The 21,984-nt window shown below is 66.9% G+C and carries 19 protein-coding genes and 1 tRNA gene; 8 read left to right on the top strand and 12 right to left on the bottom strand.

Going from position 1 to position 21,984, the window contains the following annotated elements; genetic code table 11:
* Nucleotides 1-66: 66 nt before the first annotated feature.
* A complete protein-coding gene (locus Q0330_RS12280; RefSeq protein ID WP_299479479.1) occupies nucleotides 67-816 on the bottom strand; it encodes an invasion associated locus B family protein in 750 nt (249 codons plus the stop codon).
* Between the two features lie 505 nt (nucleotides 817-1,321).
* Between Q0330_RS12280 and Q0330_RS12275 the strand changes: the two genes are divergently transcribed.
* Nucleotides 1,322-2,923: a helicase HerA-like domain-containing protein gene (locus Q0330_RS12275; protein ID WP_299479476.1), complete on the top strand. Its 1,602-nt coding sequence runs from the start codon at nucleotides 1,322-1,324 to the stop codon at nucleotides 2,921-2,923.
* Here Q0330_RS12275 and Q0330_RS12270 read toward each other — a convergent pair.
* Nucleotides 2,883-3,260 (bottom strand): DUF6477 family protein, encoded by a 378-nt coding sequence (locus Q0330_RS12270; protein WP_299479473.1) that lies wholly within the window; start codon nucleotides 3,258-3,260, stop codon nucleotides 2,883-2,885. The two genes, Q0330_RS12275 and Q0330_RS12270, sit on opposite strands and share 41 nt — an antisense overlap.
* Before the next feature lie 308 nt (nucleotides 3,261-3,568).
* Here Q0330_RS12270 and Q0330_RS12265 point away from each other — a divergent pair, with 308 nt between their 5' ends.
* The 3 genes from Q0330_RS12265 (at nucleotide 3,569) to lipA (ending at nucleotide 6,135) form a co-directional block, all read left to right on the top strand.
* Complete coding sequence (locus Q0330_RS12265) at nucleotides 3,569-4,591, top strand: DUF6456 domain-containing protein (RefSeq protein WP_299479574.1); 1,023 nt, start codon at nucleotides 3,569-3,571, stop codon at nucleotides 4,589-4,591.
* A gap of 87 nt (nucleotides 4,592-4,678) precedes the next feature.
* The gene (locus Q0330_RS12260) at nucleotides 4,679-5,092 is read left to right on the top strand and encodes a GNAT family N-acetyltransferase (protein ID WP_299479469.1); all 414 of its coding nucleotides are present in this window, start codon (nucleotides 4,679-4,681) and stop codon (nucleotides 5,090-5,092) included.
* Between the two features lie 74 nt (nucleotides 5,093-5,166).
* Nucleotides 5,167-6,135, top strand: coding sequence for a lipoyl synthase (gene lipA / locus Q0330_RS12255; RefSeq protein WP_299479466.1), 969 nt, complete (start codon nucleotides 5,167-5,169; stop codon nucleotides 6,133-6,135).
* On the opposite strand, the gene Q0330_RS12250 is transcribed toward lipA, so the two are convergent.
* Entirely contained in the window at nucleotides 6,132-6,338 is a 207-nt protein-coding gene (locus Q0330_RS12250) for a winged helix-turn-helix transcriptional regulator (RefSeq protein WP_299479463.1), read from the bottom strand. The genes lipA and Q0330_RS12250 overlap by 4 nt on opposite strands.
* Here Q0330_RS12250 and Q0330_RS12245 point away from each other — a divergent pair.
* Complete coding sequence (locus tag Q0330_RS12245; RefSeq protein WP_299479460.1) at nucleotides 6,322-6,813, top strand: flavodoxin family protein; 492 nt, start codon at nucleotides 6,322-6,324, stop codon at nucleotides 6,811-6,813. The genes Q0330_RS12250 and Q0330_RS12245 overlap by 17 nt on opposite strands.
* A gap of 63 nt (nucleotides 6,814-6,876) precedes the next feature.
* A tRNA-Leu gene (locus tag Q0330_RS12240) sits at nucleotides 6,877-6,960 on the top strand.
* Nucleotides 6,961-7,143: 183 nt separating this feature from the next.
* Here the strand turns inward: Q0330_RS12240 and Q0330_RS12235 are convergent.
* From Q0330_RS12235 to Q0330_RS12215, 5 genes are all read right to left on the bottom strand, one after another.
* Nucleotides 7,144-8,028: an SUMF1/EgtB/PvdO family nonheme iron enzyme gene (locus Q0330_RS12235; protein WP_299479457.1), complete on the bottom strand. Its 885-nt coding sequence runs from the start codon at nucleotides 8,026-8,028 to the stop codon at nucleotides 7,144-7,146.
* A 154-nt stretch (nucleotides 8,029-8,182) separates the two neighbouring features.
* The gene (locus Q0330_RS12230; RefSeq protein ID WP_299479454.1) at nucleotides 8,183-8,956 is read right to left on the bottom strand and encodes an RlmE family RNA methyltransferase; all 774 of its coding nucleotides are present in this window, start codon (nucleotides 8,954-8,956) and stop codon (nucleotides 8,183-8,185) included.
* Nucleotides 8,956-10,077, bottom strand: a complete 1,122-nt coding sequence (locus tag Q0330_RS12225) for a Ppx/GppA phosphatase family protein (RefSeq protein ID WP_299479451.1) — start codon at nucleotides 10,075-10,077, stop codon at nucleotides 8,956-8,958. The genes Q0330_RS12230 and Q0330_RS12225 overlap by 1 nt, the downstream gene beginning before the upstream one ends.
* Nucleotides 10,078-10,179: 102 nt before the next feature.
* Nucleotides 10,180-11,253 (bottom strand): TIGR01620 family protein, encoded by a 1,074-nt coding sequence (locus Q0330_RS12220; RefSeq protein ID WP_299479448.1) that lies wholly within the window; start codon nucleotides 11,251-11,253, stop codon nucleotides 10,180-10,182.
* Nucleotides 11,250-12,629 carry a YcjX family protein gene (locus tag Q0330_RS12215; RefSeq protein ID WP_299479571.1) on the bottom strand — a complete coding sequence of 460 codons (1,380 nt, stop codon included), beginning with the start codon at nucleotides 12,627-12,629 and terminating at the stop codon, nucleotides 11,250-11,252. The genes Q0330_RS12220 and Q0330_RS12215 overlap by 4 nt, the downstream gene beginning before the upstream one ends.
* A gap of 122 nt (nucleotides 12,630-12,751) precedes the next feature.
* Between Q0330_RS12215 and hrpB the strand changes: the two genes are divergently transcribed.
* A complete protein-coding gene (hrpB, locus tag Q0330_RS12210) occupies nucleotides 12,752-15,154 on the top strand; it encodes an ATP-dependent helicase HrpB (RefSeq protein ID WP_299479444.1) in 2,403 nt (800 codons plus the stop codon).
* Between the two features lie 146 nt (nucleotides 15,155-15,300).
* On the opposite strand, the gene gdhA is transcribed toward hrpB, so the two are convergent.
* Nucleotides 15,301-16,650 (bottom strand): NADP-specific glutamate dehydrogenase, encoded by a 1,350-nt coding sequence (gene gdhA, locus Q0330_RS12205; RefSeq protein WP_299479441.1) that lies wholly within the window; start codon nucleotides 16,648-16,650, stop codon nucleotides 15,301-15,303.
* Nucleotides 16,651-16,834: 184 nt separating this feature from the next.
* Entirely contained in the window at nucleotides 16,835-19,417 is a 2,583-nt protein-coding gene (gene mprF / locus Q0330_RS12200; RefSeq protein WP_299479438.1) for a bifunctional lysylphosphatidylglycerol flippase/synthetase MprF, read from the bottom strand.
* A 267-nt stretch (nucleotides 19,418-19,684) separates the two neighbouring features.
* On the opposite strand from mprF, the gene Q0330_RS12195 reads away from it, so the two are divergent.
* Complete coding sequence (locus Q0330_RS12195) at nucleotides 19,685-20,956, top strand: hypothetical protein (protein ID WP_299479435.1); 1,272 nt, start codon at nucleotides 19,685-19,687, stop codon at nucleotides 20,954-20,956.
* Here the strand turns inward: Q0330_RS12195 and Q0330_RS12190 are convergent.
* Together Q0330_RS12190 and Q0330_RS12185 are read right to left on the bottom strand one after the other, a co-directional pair.
* Nucleotides 20,922-21,461 (bottom strand): hypothetical protein, encoded by a 540-nt coding sequence (locus Q0330_RS12190; RefSeq protein WP_299479432.1) that lies wholly within the window; start codon nucleotides 21,459-21,461, stop codon nucleotides 20,922-20,924. The genes Q0330_RS12195 and Q0330_RS12190 overlap by 35 nt on opposite strands.
* Entirely contained in the window at nucleotides 21,458-21,973 is a 516-nt protein-coding gene (locus Q0330_RS12185) for a hypothetical protein (RefSeq protein WP_299479430.1), read from the bottom strand. The genes Q0330_RS12190 and Q0330_RS12185 overlap by 4 nt, the downstream gene beginning before the upstream one ends.
* Nucleotides 21,974-21,984: the final 11 nt, after the last annotated feature.

Raw genomic sequence — 21,984 nt, 5'->3', positions numbered from 1 at the left:
TCGCGGCACGCGGGCATGAAAAAAGGGGCCGTGCGGCCCCCTTTCCGGTTTCCGATGATACGGACCTTATTGTGCCGGCGCCTCGGCGGGTGCTTCTGCAGGTGCTGCGGCCTGTGCGGCGGCGACAGCCTCGCGCATTTCGGCGATGGCGGTTTCCAGTTCGGCATAGCCCGAGGTGAAACCCGTCAGCGACAGCGGCAGGGTCACGATCTGATCCGGCCCGGCGCCATAAGGCAGCAGGCTGACCGTGCCAGCCTTGCCGCGCTTGAGCGAATTCAGCTCATCCGCCGTCAGCCCGACCCGCGACACGCAACCGACCGGGGCGCAGAAGTTGAACGGATAGGCCTTGGCCTGACCGGCATCCACCTGCAGACGGATACCTTGCGTCAGGTCGGTTTCCAGCGGCGTGACCACGGTCGCACCGGCCTTGGCATCGCCGCCATTGTCCAGCGGAATCAGCGTGATCTCGGCCACGGAATTGCCCTGCCCGTCCTTCATCAACTGGTAAAGTTCGCAAGGGTCAGCGGCATCGGCGGTCTTGATGCAACGCAGGGTCCAGTCGCCGTGGGCGGCACGCGGATAATAGGCACCAACCGGCGGTTCCAAGGATTCGGCAGCCGCCGGGGCATCGGCGGTCGGGGTTTCTGCAGCCGTCGCCTCGCCAGCCGGCGCTTCTGCGGGGGCTTCCGTGGCGGGCGCCGCCTCGGTTGTGGCCTCTGCGGTCTCGGCCGTGGCATCTGTGGTCTGAGCCAGCAGCGGTGCCGCGCCAAGCGCGAGAATCACCGCCAGCGCGGTCGAGGTGGTTTTCGGTGACATGCGGTCTCCTTCCATAAACGCGATCTTGTCATGCGCGATATCGCCAAAGCGTTAGCACCTGCGCAACGCTTTGTCAGGCCTGAACCCTCAGCTGGTTAACACGCTTGTGTCAGCGACCTGCGGCATATCGTCTTCGCACGGGAACGGGCGCCATCTCGCACCTGATCGCAGCAAAGATCGCCAGATAACACAGCCTGAAATCAAGAAAAGGGCCACGCGAACGTGACCCTTTCCCTCCCCGCCGGACTGGCCGGTCTTGATGATTGTCGCAGACGGTAGTCTTGCCCCTCAATTGCGTCAACTATTCTTTGGGACAGGTGCCCTAACGGGCTGCCAAATGAAAAAAGCCGCGCCCGAAGGCGCGGCAGTCCAACAGGGAGGAAGTGTTCGGGAAGGAACCAATTGGTTCCACGAACAGCCCCACTCTGGCACAAATATCTTTAATTAGTATTGTTTTTCCGCACGCATGTTGCAGAAACCGGCGGAAAATCGCGAAAGGACGCTTATGAACCTTATCGATCTGGACAATGGCAGCGTCTTTGTCGGCGGTGCCGGCAAGGATTACGCCGAACCCGAACTGCTGCTGACCGGCTATGCGAATCGCCACGGGATGATCGCCGGGGCGACCGGCACCGGCAAGACCGTGACCCTGCAGACGCTGGCCGAATCGCTGTCGCAATGCGGTGTGCCGGTCTTCATGGCCGATGTGAAAGGCGACCTCTCGGGGCTGGCGAAATCCGGCTCGACCGAGGCCAAGCTGCACGAGGCCTTTGCCAAACGCGCCGCCCAGATCGGGCTGGAACTGGATTACCAGTCCTACCCCGTCACCTTCTGGGATGTCTTCGGCGAGAAGGGGCATCCGGTGCGCACCACCCCCGCCGAGATGGGGCCGCTGCTGCTGTCGCGCCTGCTCGGGCTGAGCGATGTGCAGGAAGGGGTGCTGAACATCGCCTTCCGCGTCGCCGACGAACAGGGGCTGGCGCTTCTGGACCTGAAGGACCTGCAGGCGATGCTGGTCTGGGTGGGCGAGAATGCGGCCGACCTGTCGCTGACCTATGGCAATGTCAGCGCGGCCTCGGTCGGTGCCATCCAGCGCTCGTTGCTGACGCTGGAAAACGAGGGCGGCAACCGGCTGTTCGGCGAACCGGCGCTGGAGCTTTCCGATATCCTGCGGGTCGATGCCTCGGGCAAGGGCGTGGTCAATATCCTTGCCGCCGACAAGTTGATGAATGCGCCGCGCCTTTATTCGACCTTCCTGCTCTGGCTGCTGTCGGAACTGTTCGAACAACTGCCCGAGGTCGGCGATCCGGCCAAGCCGGTTTGCGCCTTCTTCTTCGACGAGGCGCATCTTCTGTTCGACGACGCCCCCAAGGCGCTGATCGACAAGATCGAGCAGGTGGCGCGGCTGATCCGCTCCAAGGGGGTCAGCGTCTGGTTCATCAGCCAGAACCCGGCAGACATCCCCGAAGACATCCTCGGCCAGCTTGGCAACCGGGTCCAGCACGCGCTGCGCGCCTTCACCGCCAAGGACCAGAAGGCGCTGCGGTTGGCGGCCGAGAATTACCGGCTGAACCCCGATTTCGACATTGCCGAGGCGATCCAGCAAGTTGGCACCGGCGAGGCGGTGACCTCATTCCTCGACCGCAAGGGGGTGCCAGGCGTGGCCATGCGCACGCTGATCCGCCCGCCCTTCTCGCAATTGGGTCCAATCAGCGACGAGGAACGCACATCGGTCCTGAAAACCTCGCCCATGGGCACGAAATACGACACACCGCTGGACCGCGAATCGGCGCAGGAGATCCTGACCGCCCGCGCCCAGGCCGCCGCGCAGGAGGCGGAAAAGACCGCAGCGCCCGCAGAGGAAGGCGATCTCTGGGTCGTCGGCGGCAAGGCGGATGAAGAATTCACCCGTGCCCGCCGCTATGATCCGAAGCTGACCATCCCGGCGTCGAAATCCGGCGGCAGCAGCAAATCCGGATCGCGCCGGTCCTCAAGCCGCGATTCGATCCTGGAGACGTTCGGAAAATCCGTGGTCCGAGAGCTTGGCCGTTCGGGCACCCGCTCGGTCATGCGTGGGGTTCTGGGCGGGCTGTTCCGCGGACGCTGAAACCCAGCACCAGACAGGGAACCGGCTGCGGCGCCTGGCTTTGCGCCGCGTTCATCTCGGCCAGAAGGGCGATCAGCAGCCGGACATGGCGGTGCAGGTCGTAATCGGCGCGCCCCGCCCGCCGGTCGCGGTCGGCTGCGGCCTCGGCGGCGCGCAACATCCGCAGTGCCGCAGGACGGGCAGGTGCTGAATCCCGGCCCAGCAGGCGCGGCAGGTCGCGCACGCGCTGCCAGCCCGCCTGCCCTGCCCGTGCCGCCCGAATCAACACCGCCGGACGCCGCAACCCGGCCGGTCGCGATGGCAGGTTAAAGACATTCTGATCGGTCATGCAGGTCATCTCGCGCTCCTGAAATGAGGTATCGGCGAACACAATCGCACAACCTGAAGCACCGTTGCATGAATCTGCATTGCAACGCTCGATTGAGTAGCAATTCTTTATTATTTGTTAGTAATTATCCAGTTTCTCTTAACTAATACCTGCCCAAAAGGTCAGGTCATCGCAAGACGGGACGGCATCGCAGCCACGCATGCCGTCCAGCACGAGGGACGAACATGACCTATCTGACACCGGATTTTGACATCGCCCACCCCATTGCTTGCGGCACAGCCGATGATGACGGAACCGCAGAAGATGCGCGCCTCTACATGCGCCATGTCGAAGATGGCCAATCCATCCGCGCCATTGCCCGCGAGGCAGGTTGCCATGCTTCGACAATCCTTCGCCGTATCCGCCGTTTCGAAGCCCGCCGCGACGATCCGCTGGTTGACGCAGCCCTGCACGCGCTGCCTGCGCGGACCGAACGCCGCGATCAGGACCAGACCCGGCGTATCCTGCGACGCCTGGCCGAACCGGGGGCGGAACTGGTGGTCGCACCCGGCATGGACAAGGCCATCGTCACCCGAGGCGATATCCGCACCGCCATTCTCGACCGCCATCTGGCCGAGCATTTCGCTTTGAAGACATGGGTTGAGCCGATCACCCAAGGCCAGAAGATGCGGCGCTACCGGATCTCTGCCGTCGGGCGCTCGGTCCTGCGCGGGCTGGCGCGCGGCGATGGCGGCATGCCGCGCGCCGAAGATTTCGCCGATGCGGTTCCGGTCGCCCCCGACCATGCCGGCGTCAGCGGCATGGAGGAGGCCGCCGCCGGCTTCGATCACGGCGACAAGCACCGCCTCTGGGCAGATCGCAACCTGCCCGACCCCGAGGACGGCAAGCTGCGCCGGATGCGCGTCAACCTGACCGAGAGCCCGCTGCAACTGCTGGCCCGCCGCCGTGACCGGACCGGGGCGCCGTTCCTGTCGCCCACGCTCGTCCTGGCCGGCGAGCGGTTGCGCGAGGATTTCGAACTGGCCCAGATGGGCCCGCGCGTGACCCAGAACTGGGACCGCTTCCTGACCGCCGGCATCGATGACAGCGCCCATGGCGGGCGGCTGGAGGGCGGCTCGGACCGGGCCCGCGCCCGCGTCGCCGAGGCGCTGCGCGAGCTTGGCCCCGGCATGGGCGATCTGGCGCTGCGGGTTTGCTGCTTTCTCGAAGGGCTGGAAATGACCGAACGCCGGCTGGGCTGGTCGGCGCGCTCGGGCAAGGTGGTGCTGAAGCTGGCGCTGGAACGCCTGTCACGGCACTATGCCGACCGCTACGGCCCGGGCGGCCCGCTGATCGGCTGACCCGCCACCCGGAAATAAGGCCGCCGCACGGGCGGCCTTTTCCTTTTCTGCCTCCGGCGCCATGATCGCCGCACGAAAGGAAGCGCCATGCCCGATACCCCCCACCTCGTCGCCCGCCTGCCAAGCGTGGAGGAATACCTGTATCTGCGCGAGATCGCCGGGCTCAGCCCGTTCTCGCCCGAGGCCGCCCGGATCGGCCTGCCCGGCAGCGTCTTCGCCGTGGTGATCGAGGATCGGGGCCGCGCCATCGGCATGGGCCGGATCGTCGGCGATGGCGGCTGTTTCTTCCAGATCACCGATATCGCCGTCGATCCCGCCTGGCAGGGCCGGGGCTTCGGCAAGCGGATCGTGGCGGCGCTGATGGATCACGTCCGCGAAGCCCTGCCCGACACCGCCTATGTCAGCCTGATCGCCGACAGGCCCGCCGACCGGCTTTATGCGCAATACGGCTTTGCCGATGTCGGGCCGCGCTCGATCGGCATGGCACATCGCCGCACATAGCCGCCCTGCCCGGCATGGCGTTGATACCGCAGCGCAAAGCGATTAACTCTGGTGCAATCGCCCATGAGGACGCCATGACCGAACAGCCCCCCGCCCTTCGCGCCGCCGCCGCCCGCGCCCGCCACCCGGAAAAGGCCCATCGCCCCGATCAGGCGCAGCCGAAAAAGCCGGAATGGATCCGGGTCAAGGCGCCGACCTCTCAGGGCTACAAGGACACCCGCGACATCCTGCGCGACAACGAGCTGTCCACCGTCTGCGAGGAGGCCGGCTGCCCCAATGTCGGCGAATGCTGGAGCCAGGGTCACGCCACCATGATGATCATGGGCGAGATCTGCACCCGCGGCTGTTCCTTCTGCAATGTCATCACCGGCCGCCCCGACGCGCTCGACCCGTTCGAACCGGGCCGGGTCGCCCATGCGGTGCAGAAACTGGGGCTGAAGCACGTCGTCATCACCTCGGTCGACCGCGACGATCTGGACGATGGCGGGGCCGAGCATTTCGCCCAGGTGATCCGCGCCATCCGCCACCGCTCGCCCGACAGCACCATCGAAGTGCTGACCCCGGACTTTCTGAAATGTGGCCCGGAGGCGCTTGAAATCGTGGTGGAAGCGCGCCCCGATGTCTTCAACCACAATCTGGAGACCGTGCCCGGCCTTTACCCCTCCGTGCGGCCCGGGGCGCGCTATTTCCACTCGCTGCGGCTGTTGCAGCGGGTGAAGGAGCTCGACCCGGCCATGTTCACCAAATCCGGCATCATGGTCGGCCTGGGCGAGGATCGGCAGGGCGTGTTGCAGGTCATGGACGACATGCGCGCGGCGGACGTGGATTTCATGACCATCGGCCAATACCTGCAGCCGACGCCCAAGCACCACCGCGTCGACCGCTTCGTGACGCCCGAGGAATTCAAGGGTTACGAGAAATCGGCCTTCGGCAAGGGGTTCCTGATGGTCTCGGCCACGCCGCTTACCCGGTCGAGCTATCACGCCGGCGACGATTTCGCCCGGCTGCGCGATGCGCGACTGGAAAAGCTGGGCCGGGCCTAACGCGGCGGCGGCGTCCAGCCCTCGCTGTCCCAGCGGCGGGCCACTGAGGTCAGACTGCTCATCACGGCGCGCAATTCCTCGCCGCGTTCGGTCAGCGAATAGGTGACCTGCGGTGGAATCGTCGGCGCCTGTTCGCGCAGCAGCAGCCCCGCCGTTTCCAGCATCCGCAGCCTTTCGGTCAGCACCTTGGTCGAGATCCGCATCTCCGATGACGGCATCATCTCGGACGCGGATTGGGCCGCCATCGAAAGCGCCGACGGGCTGATTTATGGCAGCCCGACCTATATGGGCAATGCCGCGTGGCAGTTCAAACGCTTCGCCGATGCGTCGTCGAAGCTCTGGATGCAGCGGGCACTGGCGGATCGGGTCGCGGGCGGTTTCACCGTCTCGGCCAGCACGAATGGCGACAAGGGCGAAACGATGTCCTGGCTGATGACCTTCGCGCAGCAGCATGGCCAGCTTTGGGTCGGCCCCAGCATTCCGCCCAGCAATACGCTTGCCAGCACCCCCGATGACGTTAACTGGTCGGGCTTTTCGACCGGGCTTATGGGGATCGCGCGCTCGGATTCCAGCCCCGACCAGGGCCCCTATGCGGGCGACCTGGAAGCGGGTCGGCGCTATGGCCGGCGCATTGCCGGAATGGCTGCACACCACAGAGCGTTCGCCCGCGCCGCCTGAACCAACGCGCCCGGCGACAACCCCTTGCCGCCGGGCGCGATCCCTGCCATTTCGGCGCTGTTGGCCCGAGTGGCGGAATGGTAGACGCAGCGGATTCAAAATCCGCCGCCGCAAGGCATGTCGGTTCGAGTCCGGCCTCGGGTACCAGCCAGCGCCGCGATCGGCGCTTCGCCCCGGTCGCGCGTTGGCCCCGGCATGGTGATGATCGAGGGTAACGCCTCGATCAGCAAGACGCAGGAGTTTCGGCGTCTCAATTTCGCCGCCATAGGCGGAACGGGCGCAGCGACTGAGCGAAGCGTAGAACCGCAGGATCATGCACGTGGACGCGCCTCAGATGTCATGGAACAGGCGGAAGCCGGCATTGCAGCCGCCGCTATCGGCAACAACGGCCAGCCGGGCGGCAATGCGGTAACGGTAGCAATAGCTGATGTGACAAAGAAAACTGCCGCCCTTCATCAGCTTCTCGCCCCGAGCGCGGGCATGGTCGTTGCGGGCGCGGGCGCCGGCTGCGGCCGAACGGATGCGAAAGGGCTCTGCCGTCCATTCCCAGACATTTCCGGCCATGTCGTGCATCCCGGCCCCGTTCGGCGCAAAGGCGGTCACCGGAGAGGTGCTCTCCCAGCCATCGGCGCGGCTGTTATGGCCGGGGAAGCGGCCCTGGAAGATATTGCAGGGCAGGAAATCGGTATCGTCGGGTTCCCGGTCGCCCCAGGGAAAGCGCGGATCGGCCAGCCCGCCGCGCGCGGCATGTTCCCATTCGGCTTTCAGGGGCAACCGCCCGCCGGCCCAGGCGGCGAAGGCGCGGGCATCCTCCCAGGCGATATGGGTGACCGGGTGATCGGCGCGCTTCGCAACGCTGCTGGCCGGGCCTTCCGGCGCGAACCAGCAGGCCCCGTCGACCGCGCCCCACCAGGGCGTGCCGCCGCCGCCGGGCGCCACGCTGTTCGGGTCGTCCAGCAACCCGCGGAAGACCATGCCCCAGCCGAAACGCTCGGCCACGGTGACATGGCCGGTTGCCTTCACGAAGGCGGCGAAGCGGGCATTGGTGACCAGAACCTGCTCTGCCTCGAAAGGTTTCAGGCGGTGCTCGCGCAGGATGCCTTCGCCATCCTGTGGCAAGGCGGGATTGCGGGTGCCGGTATGACTGCGACCACCCATGAAACGGCTGCGGCTCGGGGGGGTCGGGTCGGCGATGGCGGCAACATCGGCTGGCATCGCCGTTGTCTTCTCAGTCCCGGCGATTTGTCCGATCCGATCCGTCGATCCGCAGCAGCTCATTCACTCCCCTCCATCACTCAGGCGCCATCCTGCCGCCAGCACGACGTGACCGGATGCATGCCGAACCGGCTCGCCAGCTTGCTCTCTCCCCTCACCCGTCAGGGTTTTCAGCACCACCCTCGCCTTGAGCCCGGCCACGGAACCCTATGGCAACAACGAATTTCTCGGAGGAATCCGAGCGCGAGGCCGGTGGCTTCACATTGGCCACCTTGTCGAAATTCTGCTTGAGCAACATCTGCAAGGACTGCTCGGCCCCGCCGGCCAGCACCTTGGCGACAAAGGTGCCGCCCGGTGCCAGCACGTCGAAGGCCAGTTGCGCCGCCGCCTCGACCAGAGCCACGATGCGCAAGTGATCGGTGCCCTGATGGCCGGAAGACGAGGCCGCCATGTCGGACATGACCACATCCGCCTCGCCGCCCAGCCAGTCCTTGACCTTGTCGTCGGCGCCGTCCTCAAGGAAATCGAGCACATGGATCTCGGCCCCCGGAACCGGGTCCACCTCCTGCAGGTCGACGCCGATGATGCGGCCCTGCTTCTTGCCGGATTTCTCGCCCAGGGCATTGATGCGCGGGATTGCCACCTGCAACCAGCCGCCGGGCGCGCAGCCCAGATCGACGACGCGCGCGCCGGGCACCAGAAAACGATATTTCTCGTCCAGTTCGAGGATCTTGTAGGCGGCGCGGCCGCGATAGCCCTCGCGCTTGGCGCGCTGCACATAAGGGTCGTTCAGCTGCCGTTCCAGCCAGAGCGTGCTGCTCAGCTTGCGGCCCTTGGCGGACTTGACCCGGACCCGCAGGTCGCGCTGACCCCGGCCCGAGGATTTGCGTTCGCGCGGCCCGTTCACGCCGCCCGGTTTCTTGGCCATCAGGTTACCCCGTTCATCTCGTCATCGGTGATGGCGCCGTCGCGGACCATCTGGGAATATAAAAGCCCTTCGCGCAGACCGCGATCGGCGACCGAAAGCCGCCGCGTCGGCCAGATCCGCATCAAGGTCTGCAGGATCGCCGCGCCCGACATGATCAGGGCGTGACGCTCGCGCCCGATGCGCGGATCGGTGCGGCGACCTTCGGGGCCGAGCGCCAGGTAATTGCGGATCACGGCGTCGATTTCGGCGCTTGTCATGGTCAGCCCGTCGACCTTGGTCCGGTCATAGCGTTTCAGCCCCAGATGGCTGGCCGCAACCGTGGTCACGGTCCCCGAGGTGCCGATGATCTGAAAGCCGGTCTCGGGCGCGCCCTTGGCATAGGGGGCGAAATCGGCCAGCATTTCCTCGAAATACCAGCTCATGAGCGCGAAGCGGCCGGGATCGTCGGTGACATCGGCGAACTGGTCGCGCAGCGTCGCCACCCCGAGCGGCACCGAGATCCAGTCGACCACCCGCGCGCCCTTCGGATCGTTCTGGCTGAAACCGTTGCCGAGCTTCATGATCGCACGCGACCGCTCTCGCGGTTCGACCTCGGCCAGGTCGATCCAGACCAGCTCGGTCGAGCCGCCGCCGATATCGACGACCAGCAGTTGTTCGGTCCTCTGGTTCACCAGCGGCGCGCAGGAGATGACGGCAAGCCGCGCTTCCTCCTCGGCCCCGATCACCTCGATCGGAAGGCCGGTCTCGCGGCGGATCATGCGCATGAAGTCGCGGCTGTTGCGCGCCCGCCGGCAGGCCTCGGTCGCGACCAGACGCATGTTCTTGACCTTGTGCTGTTCCAGCTTGCGCCGACAGACCTGCAGCGCATGGACGGTGCGCGACATCGACGCACGCGACAGCCGCCCCGAGGCCTCCAGCCCCTGACCGAGCTGGACCGGCTTCGAAAAGCTGTCGATGACCTGAAACTGACTGCCCGTCGGTCGGGCAATCAGCATCCGGCAACTGTTTGTTCCCAAATCCAAAGCCGCATAGAGCGGCCCCGATTCGGGCGGGCGGGTGCCTGACGGCTCAACCTTCGGTGCCGGGAACGCGTCCGCACCCGCGGGACGCCTGGGCGCCATGGTCACGCCCTCCGATATCAAGTTGAGATCAAGGTAGCGGCCCTGCGTCCCCGGTTCAAGGGGGCGGATCGGGGCCTCTGGCCCGGCATCGGCCCTTCGCGCTCAGCGCCCCGCGTCGGGGTCAGGGGGCGGCGCAGACGCGGCGGAGGAATCGCTGCCGAAAAGCCCCGCCAACCCGCGACTGACAAGGTTGCTGACCGAGGGCCGGGGCTGGGCGATGAAGGGCAAGGGGCGGCACACCTCCATCGCGGCGATGCCGACGCGGGCGGTCAGCGCGCCGTTCACCACCCCCTCGCCGAAGCGGCGAGAGAGCTTCGACAGGATACCGCCGCCGGCGATGGTATGGATCAGGTCGTCGCCCGCCGCGACCGCCCCGGTGGCCACCAGATGCGTCATCACCGTGCGCGCCAGCCGCCAGCCGCCGACCGCGCCGGCGCGTCCGCCATAGATCTCGGCCATGCGCCGGATCATGCGCAGATTCGCCGCCAGCGCCGCCGCGACATCGGCGAAGGCCAGCGGGATCAGCGCGGTGGCGGCGGCAACGGTGCGCGCCGCCGCCTCGATCTCGCGCCGGGCCTCCTGATCGAGCGGCGCCAGAAGCTGTGTCTCAGCCAGCGTCAGCAGGGTTTCTGCATCGAAGGCGTCGCCGGAACGCTCGGCCAGATTGGCCCTGCCCCATTGCGCCTGCGGCCGTTCGGCATAGATCGCATCCAGCCGCCGGACCACGCCGCGCGCGGCATCGAGATCGGCATCCGTCAGCGCCTTGCCAGCATCGCGGTGGATCTGGTCGATCTGCGCGAAACGCCCCCAGGCCCGGTATTCGCGGAAGGCCAGCCCCAGCACCGCCAGCGTGAACAGCGCGAACAGCCCGACCCCGATCCAGCCCAAAACCGGCCAGCGGGTCATCAGCCCGTCGATATAGTTCAGCGCCGCGACCGAAAGCAGGAAGGTCAGAAGCGCCGCCCCCGCATTGAAGAAGAAGCGCGTCAGCGGCGAGGGGCCGCGCCCGGCCAGCCGGGTGACCAGTTCCATGGTCGAGGGGCGCGGCAGGGCCGAGGCGGCATCCTCGATCGGGGCGGCATCGGCGGGATTGGCCGAGCGGCCTTCGGCGCGGTCCTGCGGGGCCTGGCCGTCCAGTTCGATCAGCACGGGGCCATGGCGGCGTTGCTCACTCACAGGCGGTCTCCGATCAGGAATTCGGCGGCGCGGTCCAGCCGGATATGGGGCGGGCCGTCGCCCGCGCGCGCGGTATCGGCGGCGGGGCGAAAGCTCATCGCCGCGTAATCGCCGTCCAGCCATTCATGGCGCCCCTCGCGCGCCGGGACCAGCAGTTGCGCGGGGTCCGAGGGCAGTTCCCCCGGATAGAACGCCGCCCGGCGTCCATCCATCAACATGCCGCGCACGGCGGGCAGTTCGATCCCGTTCTGCTCGATCATGGCCTCGGTGGTGGCGCGCAGGGCGGCGATGGCCATGGCCTCGGTCCGGGCACCGGCGAAATCGGCACGGTCGCGGGCATCGCGCAGAAGCGCCGTGGCGATATTCGCCAGCCGCTGATGCTGGGTATGGTGCAGATGGTCGGCCTTGGTCGCGGCAAACAGGATGCGTTCGACCCGGCGCAGGCCCAGCAATTGCGCCAGCCAGCCGGTGCGCCCCGGATTGAAGGCCGATAGGATGTCGGCCATGGTCCGGCGCAGATCCTCTAGCGCCGGCGGGCCGGCATGGATCGCGCCCAGAACATCGACCAGCACCACCTGCCGGTCGATGCGCGAGAAATGGTCGCGGAAAAACGGCTTCACGATGCGCGACTTATAGGCCTCGTAGCGGCGAGCGAATTCTCGGCGCAGGGGCGATTTGCCCTCGACCGGCGGCAGGGGCGCGAAGGTCAGCGCCGGCGAACCCGCCATTTCGCCCGGCAACAGGAATCGGCCCGGCGTGCAATCCGACCAGCCCGCCGCCCGCGCCGCCTGAAGATGCGCGGTATAGGCCGCCGCCAGCGATTGCGCGGTCTGTTCGTCCAGCCGCGCGCTCAGGTCCGTGGCTTCCAGCGCCGCCATGTAATCCCCGGCCCCCGGACGGCCCGGCATCCGCGCCAGCACCTCCTCGGACCATTCGTCATAGCTGCGTTCCATCAGGCGCAGGTCCAGCAGCCATTCGCCCGGATAGTCGATGATATCGAGATGCACGGTCTGCGGCTTGCGCCAGCCGCTGAACAGCCCCGAAGGCTGGACCCGCAGCGACAGCCGCAGTTCGGACACATGGCGCGTCCCTTCCGGCCAATAGGGCTCCGGCCCGGTCAGCGCCGCCAGGTGGTTCTCGAACTCGAAGCGCGGGATGGTGTCGTCGGGCTGGGGTTGCAGCCAGGCCGCCTTGATCGAGCCGTCGGCCGCCGCGCGAAGCGCCGTCATCCGGCCCCGGTCCATCAGATTCGCCACCAGAGAGGTGATGAAGACGGTCTTGCCGGCACGGCTGAGGCCGGTCACGCCCAGCCGGATCACCGGATCGCCCATGCCGATCCCGCGCATCATGCCAGTGGTAAAATCGGAAATGCCCATCTGCCCGCCGTTCTTTCCGACACAACCCCTTGCGCCGGCTTCCGGTTTCATATCGGCCTCCGCCCGCCGCTTCGCAAGGCTTTCGACTGGCGAAGCCGCTTTTGCCGCGCCATAACCCGGGCATGAGTGACGCCCTGCCCATCGACGCGGCCCTGCCCGAATTGCGCGACGCCATGGCGCGCGCGGGCCGGGCCGTGCTGATCGCGCCGCCCGGTGCCGGCAAGACGACGCGGGTGCCGCTGGCGCTGCTGGATCAGGTTCAGGGCCGGATCCTGATGCTGGAACCCCGCCGCCTCGCCGCCCGCGCCGCCGCCGAGCGGCTGGCCGAGGGGCTGGGCCAGACGGCCGGGCAGGATGTGGGCTACCGGATGCGCGGCGAAAGTGTCGCCGGCAAACGGATCGAGGTGGTGACCGAGGGCATCCTGACCCGGATGCTGCAATCCGATCCCGCGCTGGAGGGCATCGGCTGCGTCATCTTCGACGAATTCCACGAGCGCAGCCTGACTGCCGATCTGGGTCTGGCCCTGGCATGGGAGGCGCGGACCGCCCTGCGCCCGGACCTGCAATTGCTGGTCATGTCGGCCACGCTCGACGCCGGTCCCGTGGCCGAGATGCTGGACGCAGCCCCCGTGGTCGAAAGCCTTGGCCGCGCCTATCCGGTCGAGACCCGCTATCTGCCAAGGCCCCTGCCCGCCGGTCACTGTCTGGACAGCGAGGCCGCCCGGCTGATCGCAACCGCCGAGGCCGAGACGCGGGACGATCCCGGCGGCACGATCCTGGCCTTCCTGCCGGGCGAGGGCGAGATCCGTCGCGTCGCCTCGGCACTTTCGGATCTGGATGTCGAGATCGCGACCCTCTACGGGGCCATGGATTTCAAGGCCCAACGCGCGGCGCTGTCGCCGCCGGGCGCGCGGCGCAGGATCGTGCTGGCCACCGCCATCGCCGAAACCTCGCTGACCATTCCCGGCGTGAAGGTGGTGGTCGATGCGGGCCGGGCAAGGCGGGCGCGCTTCGATCCCGGCTCTGGCATGTCGCGGCTGGTGACCGAACGCGTCAGCCGGGCCGAGGCCGAGCAGCGCCGGGGCCGCGCGGGCCGCGTGGCGCCGGGGATCTGTTACCGGATGTGGGCGCGGGCCGAGGAAGGTGCCCTGCCCGCATTCGCCCCGCCCGAGATCGCCGTGGCCGATCTGACCGGCCTCGCGCTGGAACTGGCCAACTGGGGCAGCGACGGGGCCGATCTGGCCTTTCTGACACCCCCGCCCGAGGCCGCGCTGACCGAGGCCCGCGCCCTGCTGCAGGGTCTCGGCGCGCTGGATGAGGCGGGCCGGATCACCGCCCATGGCCGCGATCTGGCGGCGCTGCCGGTGCATCCGCGCATCGCCCATATGCTGAGCGTCGCGGGACGCAATGCCGCGCCGCTCGCGGCACTCATGGAAGACCGCGATCCCCTGCGCGGCGTGGGCACCGACCTGTCGCTGCGCCTGCGCGCCCTGCAGGACCCCGCCCGCCACGCGGCGGCGCGCGGCGCGCTGGAACGCATCCGGCAGGAGGGCAAGCGCCTGTCGCGCCTTGTGCCCGCAGGTGCGCCCCTATCGCCCGGCGCGATGGCGGCACTGGCCTATCCCGACCGGATCGGGATGCGACGGTCGGGCGATCAGCCGCGCTATCTGCTGTCGGGCGGGCGCGGCGCGGTGCTGCCGGACGGCGATGTCATGGCGGGCGAGCCCTTCCTGATCGCCACCGATCTGGACGGCGAGGGCCGCGAATCGCGCATCAGGCTGGCCTTGCCGATCACCGAGGCCGAGATCCGCGAGATCTTCGCGGATCGGGTCGAGACGGTCGAAGCCGTCGAATGGTCCGCCCGCGAAGGCCGGGTGCTGGCCCGCGAACGCGACTGGCTGGGCGCCCTGGTGCTGGCCGAACGTCCCCTGCCGAAACCCGATGAAGACGCCATCGCCCGGGCCGCCTGGCAGGGCCTTCAGGCCGAGGGGCTGAACTGGACCCCGAAAGCCGCCCGGCTGCGCGCCCGGATCCGGCTGATGCCGGACGGGCCGGATGTCTCGGATCGGGCGCTGCTGGACGATGGCGACTGGCTGCTGCCCTTTCTCGGCAAGGTCCGCAACCGGGGCGATCTGCGCGCGCTCGATCTGAGCCAGCCGCTGATGAACCTGCTCGGCTGGGAGGGCCAGCAGGCGCTGAACCGGCTGGCACCGGCGCATTTCACCACGCCTCTGGGCCGGCAGGTGCCCATCGACTATGACACCGACATCCCCTCGATCGAGCTGCGCCTGCAGGAATTGTTCGGCGTGACCCGCCATCCGACGGTCGGGCGCCAGCCCCTGCGCATCACGCTGCTGTCGCCGGGCCAGAAACCCATCGCTGTCACCACCGACCTGCCCGGCTTCTGGACTGGCTCCTATGCCGAGGTCCGCAAGGACATGCGTGGCCGCTATCCGAAACACCCCTGGCCCGAGGACCCGACCGAGGCCGACCCGACGCTGCGGGCGAAGCCGCGCGGGACCTGACCCTGTCATTTCCGCTGGGTGACTGTCTATTGGCCAGACCTCACCGCCGAAGGCCCGCAGAGCGAGATCCGGATATTATCGGATCCACATCCGCCTTGCGAACCTTCGGGCCAGAGTGATGATCTGCCGCGATATCCTCGGCAGACCTATATCACCCCCATCGCGCGCATCGCCTCGGCAACGCGGACGAAGCCCGCGATATTTGCCCCCAGAACATAGTTGCCGGGCGATCCGTATTCCTCGGCGGTATCGTGGCAGGCTGCGTGGATGTTATCCATGATCTGCTCAAGCCGGCTCTCGGTCTGCTCGAAGCTCCAGCTGTCGCGGCTGGCATTCTGCTGCATTTCCAGCGCCGAGGTGGCGACGCCGCCGGCATTGGCGGCCTTGCCCGGCGCGAAAAGAACGCCCGCCTCCTGGAACAGTTGCACCGCCTCGGGGGTGCAGGGCATGTTGGCGCCTTCGGCCACGGCGATCACGCCGTTCTTGATCAGCACCTTGGCATTCTTGCCGTTCAGCTCGTTCTGGGTGGCGCAGGGCAGCGCGATGTCGCAGGGCACGTCCCAGACGGTGCCGCCGCCGACATATTGCGCGCCATCCCCCTTCAACTCGACATATTCCGAGATCCGGCCGCGCCGGACCTCCTTGATCTGCTTGATAAGATCCAGGTCGATACCCTTGTCATCGACGATATAGCCGCCGGAATCCGAACAGGCGACGACCTTTCCACCCAGGGACTGGACCTTCTCGATGGCATAGATCGCGACATTGCCCGACCCCGAGACGATGCAGCGCTTGCCCTCGAAATCGGTGCCCTGCTGCGCCAGCATCGAGCGCATGAAGAAGGCGGTGCCGAAGCCGGTCGCCTCCTTCCGGGCGCGAGAGCCGCCATAGACCAGACCCTTGCCGGTCAGGACGCCGGCCTCGAAACGGTTGTTCAACCGCTTGTACATGCCGAACATATAGCCGATCTCGCGCGCGCCGACGCCGATATCGCCAGCCGGCACATCGGTATTCTCGCCGATATGACGGTGCAATTCGGTCATGAAGGACTGGCAGAAGCGCATGACTTCGCGGTCGGACTTGCCCTTGGGGTCGAAATCCGACCCGCCCTTGCCGCCGCCGATGGGCAGGCCGGTCAGGGCATTCTTGAAGGTCTGCTCGAAGCCCAGGAACTTGACGATCCCGACATTGACCGAAGGATGAAAGCGGATCCCGCCCTTATAGGGGCCAAGCGCCGAGTTGAACTGCACCCGGAAGCCGCGATTGATCTGCACCTGATTCCTGTCGTCGATCCAGGGGACGCGGAAGATGATCTGGCGCTCGGGCTCGCAGATGCGCTCGATCAGGGCCTCTTCGGAATATTCCGGCTTCCTCGCGATCACCCGCCCGAGGCTTTCGAGCACCTCGCGAACCGCCTGGTGAAATTCTGGTTCTGCTGCGTTCCGGTGAAGAACGGTGCTGAGAATCGGTTGGAGTTTTTCGTCAATGGGGTTCATCGGTGCAATCCTGCTGGGCTGAATCAGGGCAAAGTTGACCAAATTTTATTCAGTTAGCAATATATTTGGGCAGGACATTTGCGCACAGGACCCGGAAACCAGTGCGACAGACCGGACCGGACCCGGATCATCGGCACCAGCGACGTCGAATGGCACGGTCCGCCCGAGGCTCGGGGGCATCCGCCTAGCGGGACAACAGGCCCCGCGCAGATCCGGCGATCAGCAATGCGGCGTCGCGCATAGCGATCATCGGCGACACATGCGGCGGCAAGGCCAGATAGCGCGGTCGCCATTCCGGCTGGAACTTCTGCTTGAAGCTGCGCAGCCCCTCGAAATTGTAGAAGGCATTGCCGTGGCGATAGATGAGCCTGCCGAAACGGTTCCAGGATCGCGCCACCGAGCGTTCGGAAAGCCCGGCAAGCGGCGCCGTGCCAAGGCTGAATTCCTCGGCACCCTCGGCCTTGTAATGCTCGATGATGCAGAGGAACATGTATTCCATCAGGCCCGAGGCTCCCTCGGGCAGGTAGCGCATCAGATCCACCGCCAGACGCTTTCCGTTTGCCGCCGACATGATATTGGCGAAGGCGACGATTTGCCCGTCCTTGCGAATGATGGCGATATCGAAATGGTCCAGCCAGGCCGGATCGAAGCGACCGACCGAGAACCGCTTTTCGTTTCCCGTCTTGCCCCCCAGCCAGGCATCGGACACCGCACGCAGATCCGCCATCAGCGCCGGGTCGTGCGGGGCCTGCTGCAAGGCGAAGTCAAAGCCTTCCCGTCGGCACCTGTTCGACATCGCGCGCATGTTCTTGAACCGCCCACCCGTCAGGTTGAAGGCCGGAAGGTCGACCACGGCTTCTTCGCCGATCTTGTTCAGCGTCAGCCCGAGTTCGACCCAGAGCGGCAGGTTACGCCCGCTGACCTCGTAAAAGACCGGCCGGCCATTGGCCCGTGCCGCCTGATCGGCAAAGGCCCAGCACAGCGCCTCGAACTCTGCCGGATCGCCGACCGGATCGCCAAGCGCGATCCATGACCCGCCGCGCACCGCATAGGTCAGGAAGGCATTGCCCGATTCCGAGAACAGAAACCGCTTGTCCCCGGTCTGGCTCAGCCAGGCCTGCGGGTCGTCGCCCGCCGCGCACATTGCCGCCGAAAGACCCCGTCCATCGCCGGTATCCTCAGCCGCCGGTTTGCGGCGCATGGGGCGCGTCAGGGTGAAAACGCCGAAGAAGAACAGCAGCGCCGTTGCCGCCAGCCCCGCCCTGAGCGCGCGCGGCGTGTCGGAACTGCGCGAGAACTCGACCCACAGGTTGTTGGTATAGGGAACGGTCTTGTGGGCAAAGAAGAAGAAGGCTGCGGCGGCAAGGGCGGCACCCAGCACCGTTGCGATCCAGCGCGGCCCGAACACGCCCTCGGTCAGGCTGCCGGGCCGGTCGAAGGCCTTGCGAAAAGGCAGCAGCACCAACGCCCCGAGGCCCAGAAAGGCGGCATTCCCGACGGCGAAATCGTTCATGAGAGAGGCGACCGCACCGGCCAGAAGGGCCGCCATCGTGAACCACCACGCCGAGGCGACACGCCGGGCCAACCCATGCGACACGATCAGCAGCATGACCCCGGCAACCGCCGAGGCGAGGGTGCCCCCCTCAAGCAGCAGCGTGCCGACGATATCGCGCTCGGCCATGGCGTCCGCACCGACCGAGGGGATCATGGTCACCAGAAGCAGCCAGATACCGAAGCCAAACGCGACGACGGCGACCAGCAACGGCGACAGCCCGTGCAGCGTCGTCAGCGCCGGCTGGATCTCGGGATAGCGGGCCAGAAGCTGCTTTCCTGTCCCGCTGGCAAGGCGCGCCTCGTTCAGGGCCACCAGCAGGAAGGCCAGCATGAAGGGCAGGATGTAATAGATCAGCCGGAACAGCAGCAGCGCCGCGGCCACGTCCCCGACCGGCACCGATGCGGGCATGGCACCGATGACGACGGTCTCGAACACGCCGATGCCGCCGGGGACATGGCTCAGGATGCCGATCATGCTCGCGGTGGCATAGACGGCCACGAAAACGGCGAAATCCGGCTTTCCCGCCGGCAGCAGGACCCATAGCGCAAAGGACGCCGCCGCGATGTCGACGAGGGTCACGGCAAGCTGCCCGCCCAGATCGGGAAGCAGAGGCACGCGCAGCGCGAATTCCCGGATCTTCAGGCTGCGCTGCGTCATGGACAGCCAGACGATGGCGCCAAGGGATACCACCACGATCCCACCGGCGACCAGCCGAACGGTTCCCGGCGCATAGGGAAGATAGGCCCCGAGCACGCCCGGATGAAGCGCAAGGCCCGTCAGCCCCACCAGCGTCAGGCCGACCCCGAGCGCGACCGAGACATAGCCCGAGACGGCGGCAACCTCCAACGCGTTAAGCCCGGCCATCGAATAGATCCGATAGCGCACGGCCCCGCCCGAGATCGCGCTGATCCCGATGGTATTACCGAAGGCATAGCCCAGAAAGCCGCCAATGCCGACAAGATCGGGCGGCAGCGATTTGCCGATGAAGCGCAACCCGAACCAGTCATAGAAGACCAGCGCGCCATAACCGGCCGCCGTCGCCGCAAGCGCCGCGATCAGGGTCCGAAGCGGCACGGCCCGGATCTGCGTCATGACATCGGCCGGATCAACCGGACGCAGCAGGTGATAAAGCGCGTAAAGCCCGAGCCCGAACAGCGCCACGCCCAGAAGGACGGGCACGGCGCCCCGCAGGGATTGCAACTTCAGGGCCATTCGAACTCCGTTCCGATCGCCGGGCAAAATTTCTGCGCTGTCGATACGCGAAACCGGCGGAGTCTGGAAACCGTTCAATCGGCAAAATCCGGGTTATTACGAATTTGTAATCTCGTCGAAACCCGGTCCAGCGGCGGCACTGCCCGGATCGAGGCTGCCTTGCGCCTGACGGACGGAAATATCGGGGCTGGCCGGATGGCCGAACAGTCGCTTGACAGGCCATCCGGCCCGGCGCAGTTTGCCTTCGATCTGACGGGACAACACTGCATGGCTACCGGCGACTCGATCATCCGTCGACACATCTCGCTGAGCCTGAAACTGGCGCTGCGCCACGGGCCGGTGCTGGCGGCGATCTGGGCAGCCGGGTTCCTGGCGTCGAAGATCCTTCTGCGTGTCTCGGTCGAGATCGGCCTGGAAAGCCGGTTGCTGGGGCTGGTGACGCTGTCGACGGTGCTGCTGGTGCAACTGCTGGTCTTCGTCGGCTCCTTCACGCTGCTGCGCGACGCCTCACCCCCAGACGCGGCACCCCCGTCCGATGCGACCGAGACCTCTGGCGCGATGCCTTGGGCGGCGGTCCTGGTGGTGGCGCTGATCCCCTTCTACGGCTATTACGCGGGCTGGGGTCTGATGGGCAACACGCTGCGCGAATATGCCCAGCTTCTCATCGAAACAGAGATGTCGCGAACCGATTTCAGCACTGCGGCGCAAGCGCGCTCGGCCTTCGACGTGGGTCAGACCTATTGGGTCGTGTGCGCGGTCGCACTGGTCTGGCTGATGCGCCGCCTTGCCAAGCGCCAGCAGACGGCAAGCGCGGCTGCCATCTGGCCGATGATCGTGGTCGTGTGCGAGGCGACCTGGGCGGCGCTCGGCCTTTATGTCATCTCGGGCTGGATCAGCGGGATCGCGGCCTGGCTGGCGGCACTGCCGCTGTCGGGGGCGGTATTCTCCTCCATCGCCGGCCCGGCATTTGCCGAGACTTCTTCCATCGCCCCACGACCCGTGGACTGGGCCCCGCCTTTCGAGCCCTGGCCCTTCGTGACACAGCTTTTCTGGTATGCGCTGCTGCCGTTGGTCTGGTTCAACCTCGGCGCCATCGTGCATGGCCACAATCCCAATGAAATCGCGGAAAGAACCCGTGTCGCGGGCGCCGGGGCGATCCGGCGCTGGCAGTCGCTGTCGAAACCGGTGCGGGATTTCCTGGGCCATTTCTGGATGGGCACTCTGAAACGCTGGCATGCGGTCGCGAACGGGGTGATGCTGGCGGGATCGGCAGGGCTGCGGCTGATGTTGTCGGTGCTGGTCCTGTGGCGGCTGGTCGACTGGCTGGGCAACTGGGCGTGGATCGGCGCGGCGCATCTGATCGGGCCGCATGACCGGCTGGTCTGGGGCCTGCTAGAGCAACCGCTGGACGCGCTCTTCGGTCCGCCCGGTGCTCCTCCGGGGGGATTGCTGGTCAGCCCGCTGCAATTCTGCGTTCTCGCCGCGGGCCTGCGTCTGGCCGGGGCTAGGGCAAGGTCAGAGGCTGCGGCGACAGCGTGAAGATCGCCCCATCGGGACGGGTTTCCGGCCCGGAAACTTCCAGCTCAAGCGCATCGACGACATCCACCGGCACCAGATAGACCTGATCCGAGACCGCCCCGGCGCCATCGGCGGCACGAAGCGATTGCGCGCAGCTTATCGCCCAGTCCCGCCCGAGTATCTTGAGGAGCTTGAGGCCAAGCTCGTCGGAGAGCGGCAGGAAGCGCCGGCCCCGACCATCGCGCAGCACGGGATTGCAACCGCCAAGGCTTGCCGCTGCGGCAGGCGTCGGCGACACCGCCAGCTGCAACCAGATCACCGCCCGGTCGGGAAGGTCCGGCAGCGTCAGCACCGCCTGGCGGCGGATGCGGATCTCCGTGCCAGACAGAACTGCCATGTCGGATTCGGGGCGCGACTCATTCAGGACCTGGGTGCGGCGCCAGTCCTGCCAGTCGGGCCAGCCGGCAATCCCGCAGGCGGCCACCGTCATGGCGAGGGCGGCCAGAATCCAGAGCCCGCGCTTCATCGGGACACCGGCGCCAGCCGGATTGCTGGCGGCGTCTGGGGCGGCGCCATCAGCAAGGCGCCCTCCAGGGCCGGCATACGCGGCAGGTGCAACAACAGCGCGCCCCCCATGATCTCATCTTCGGGCAATTCGAACGTGGCCGTAAGCTCCGAGTCCAGACCGGGCTGCATCCAGGCGGTATCGAGCCGGCGCGGCAAGCCCTCGGCACGGGCCGTGGTGGCATAGCGCCGCCCGCTTGCCCCGATCCAGTCGGCGGCAAGCGTGGTCGATTCCGTGGTCCCGGCAGCCGTCAGGTCGAGGACGAGGAAAACCCCCTCACTCGTTCTTTCGCCGGATGGCAGGCTCAGTGCCGGTTCCAGATGCCAGCCGTCGATCCGCGCCGAGAACAGCCGCGCCTGTCCTTGGTCGCCCGCCGCGATCCGGGCCACCATCGGCTGAAAGGCGCGGTCGCGACCCGGATTGGTCAGCATCATCGCGCCAAGCGCGGCAACGGCAAAAAGCAGGATCGCCATGGTCCTGACGA

It is taken from the genome of uncultured Paracoccus sp., from assembly GCF_937873615.1.
GTDB lineage: Bacteria > Pseudomonadota > Alphaproteobacteria > Rhodobacterales > Rhodobacteraceae > Paracoccus.
The sequence above is the reverse complement of the archived record's forward strand: the minus strand, read 5'-3'. Positions and strand labels throughout refer to the sequence as shown.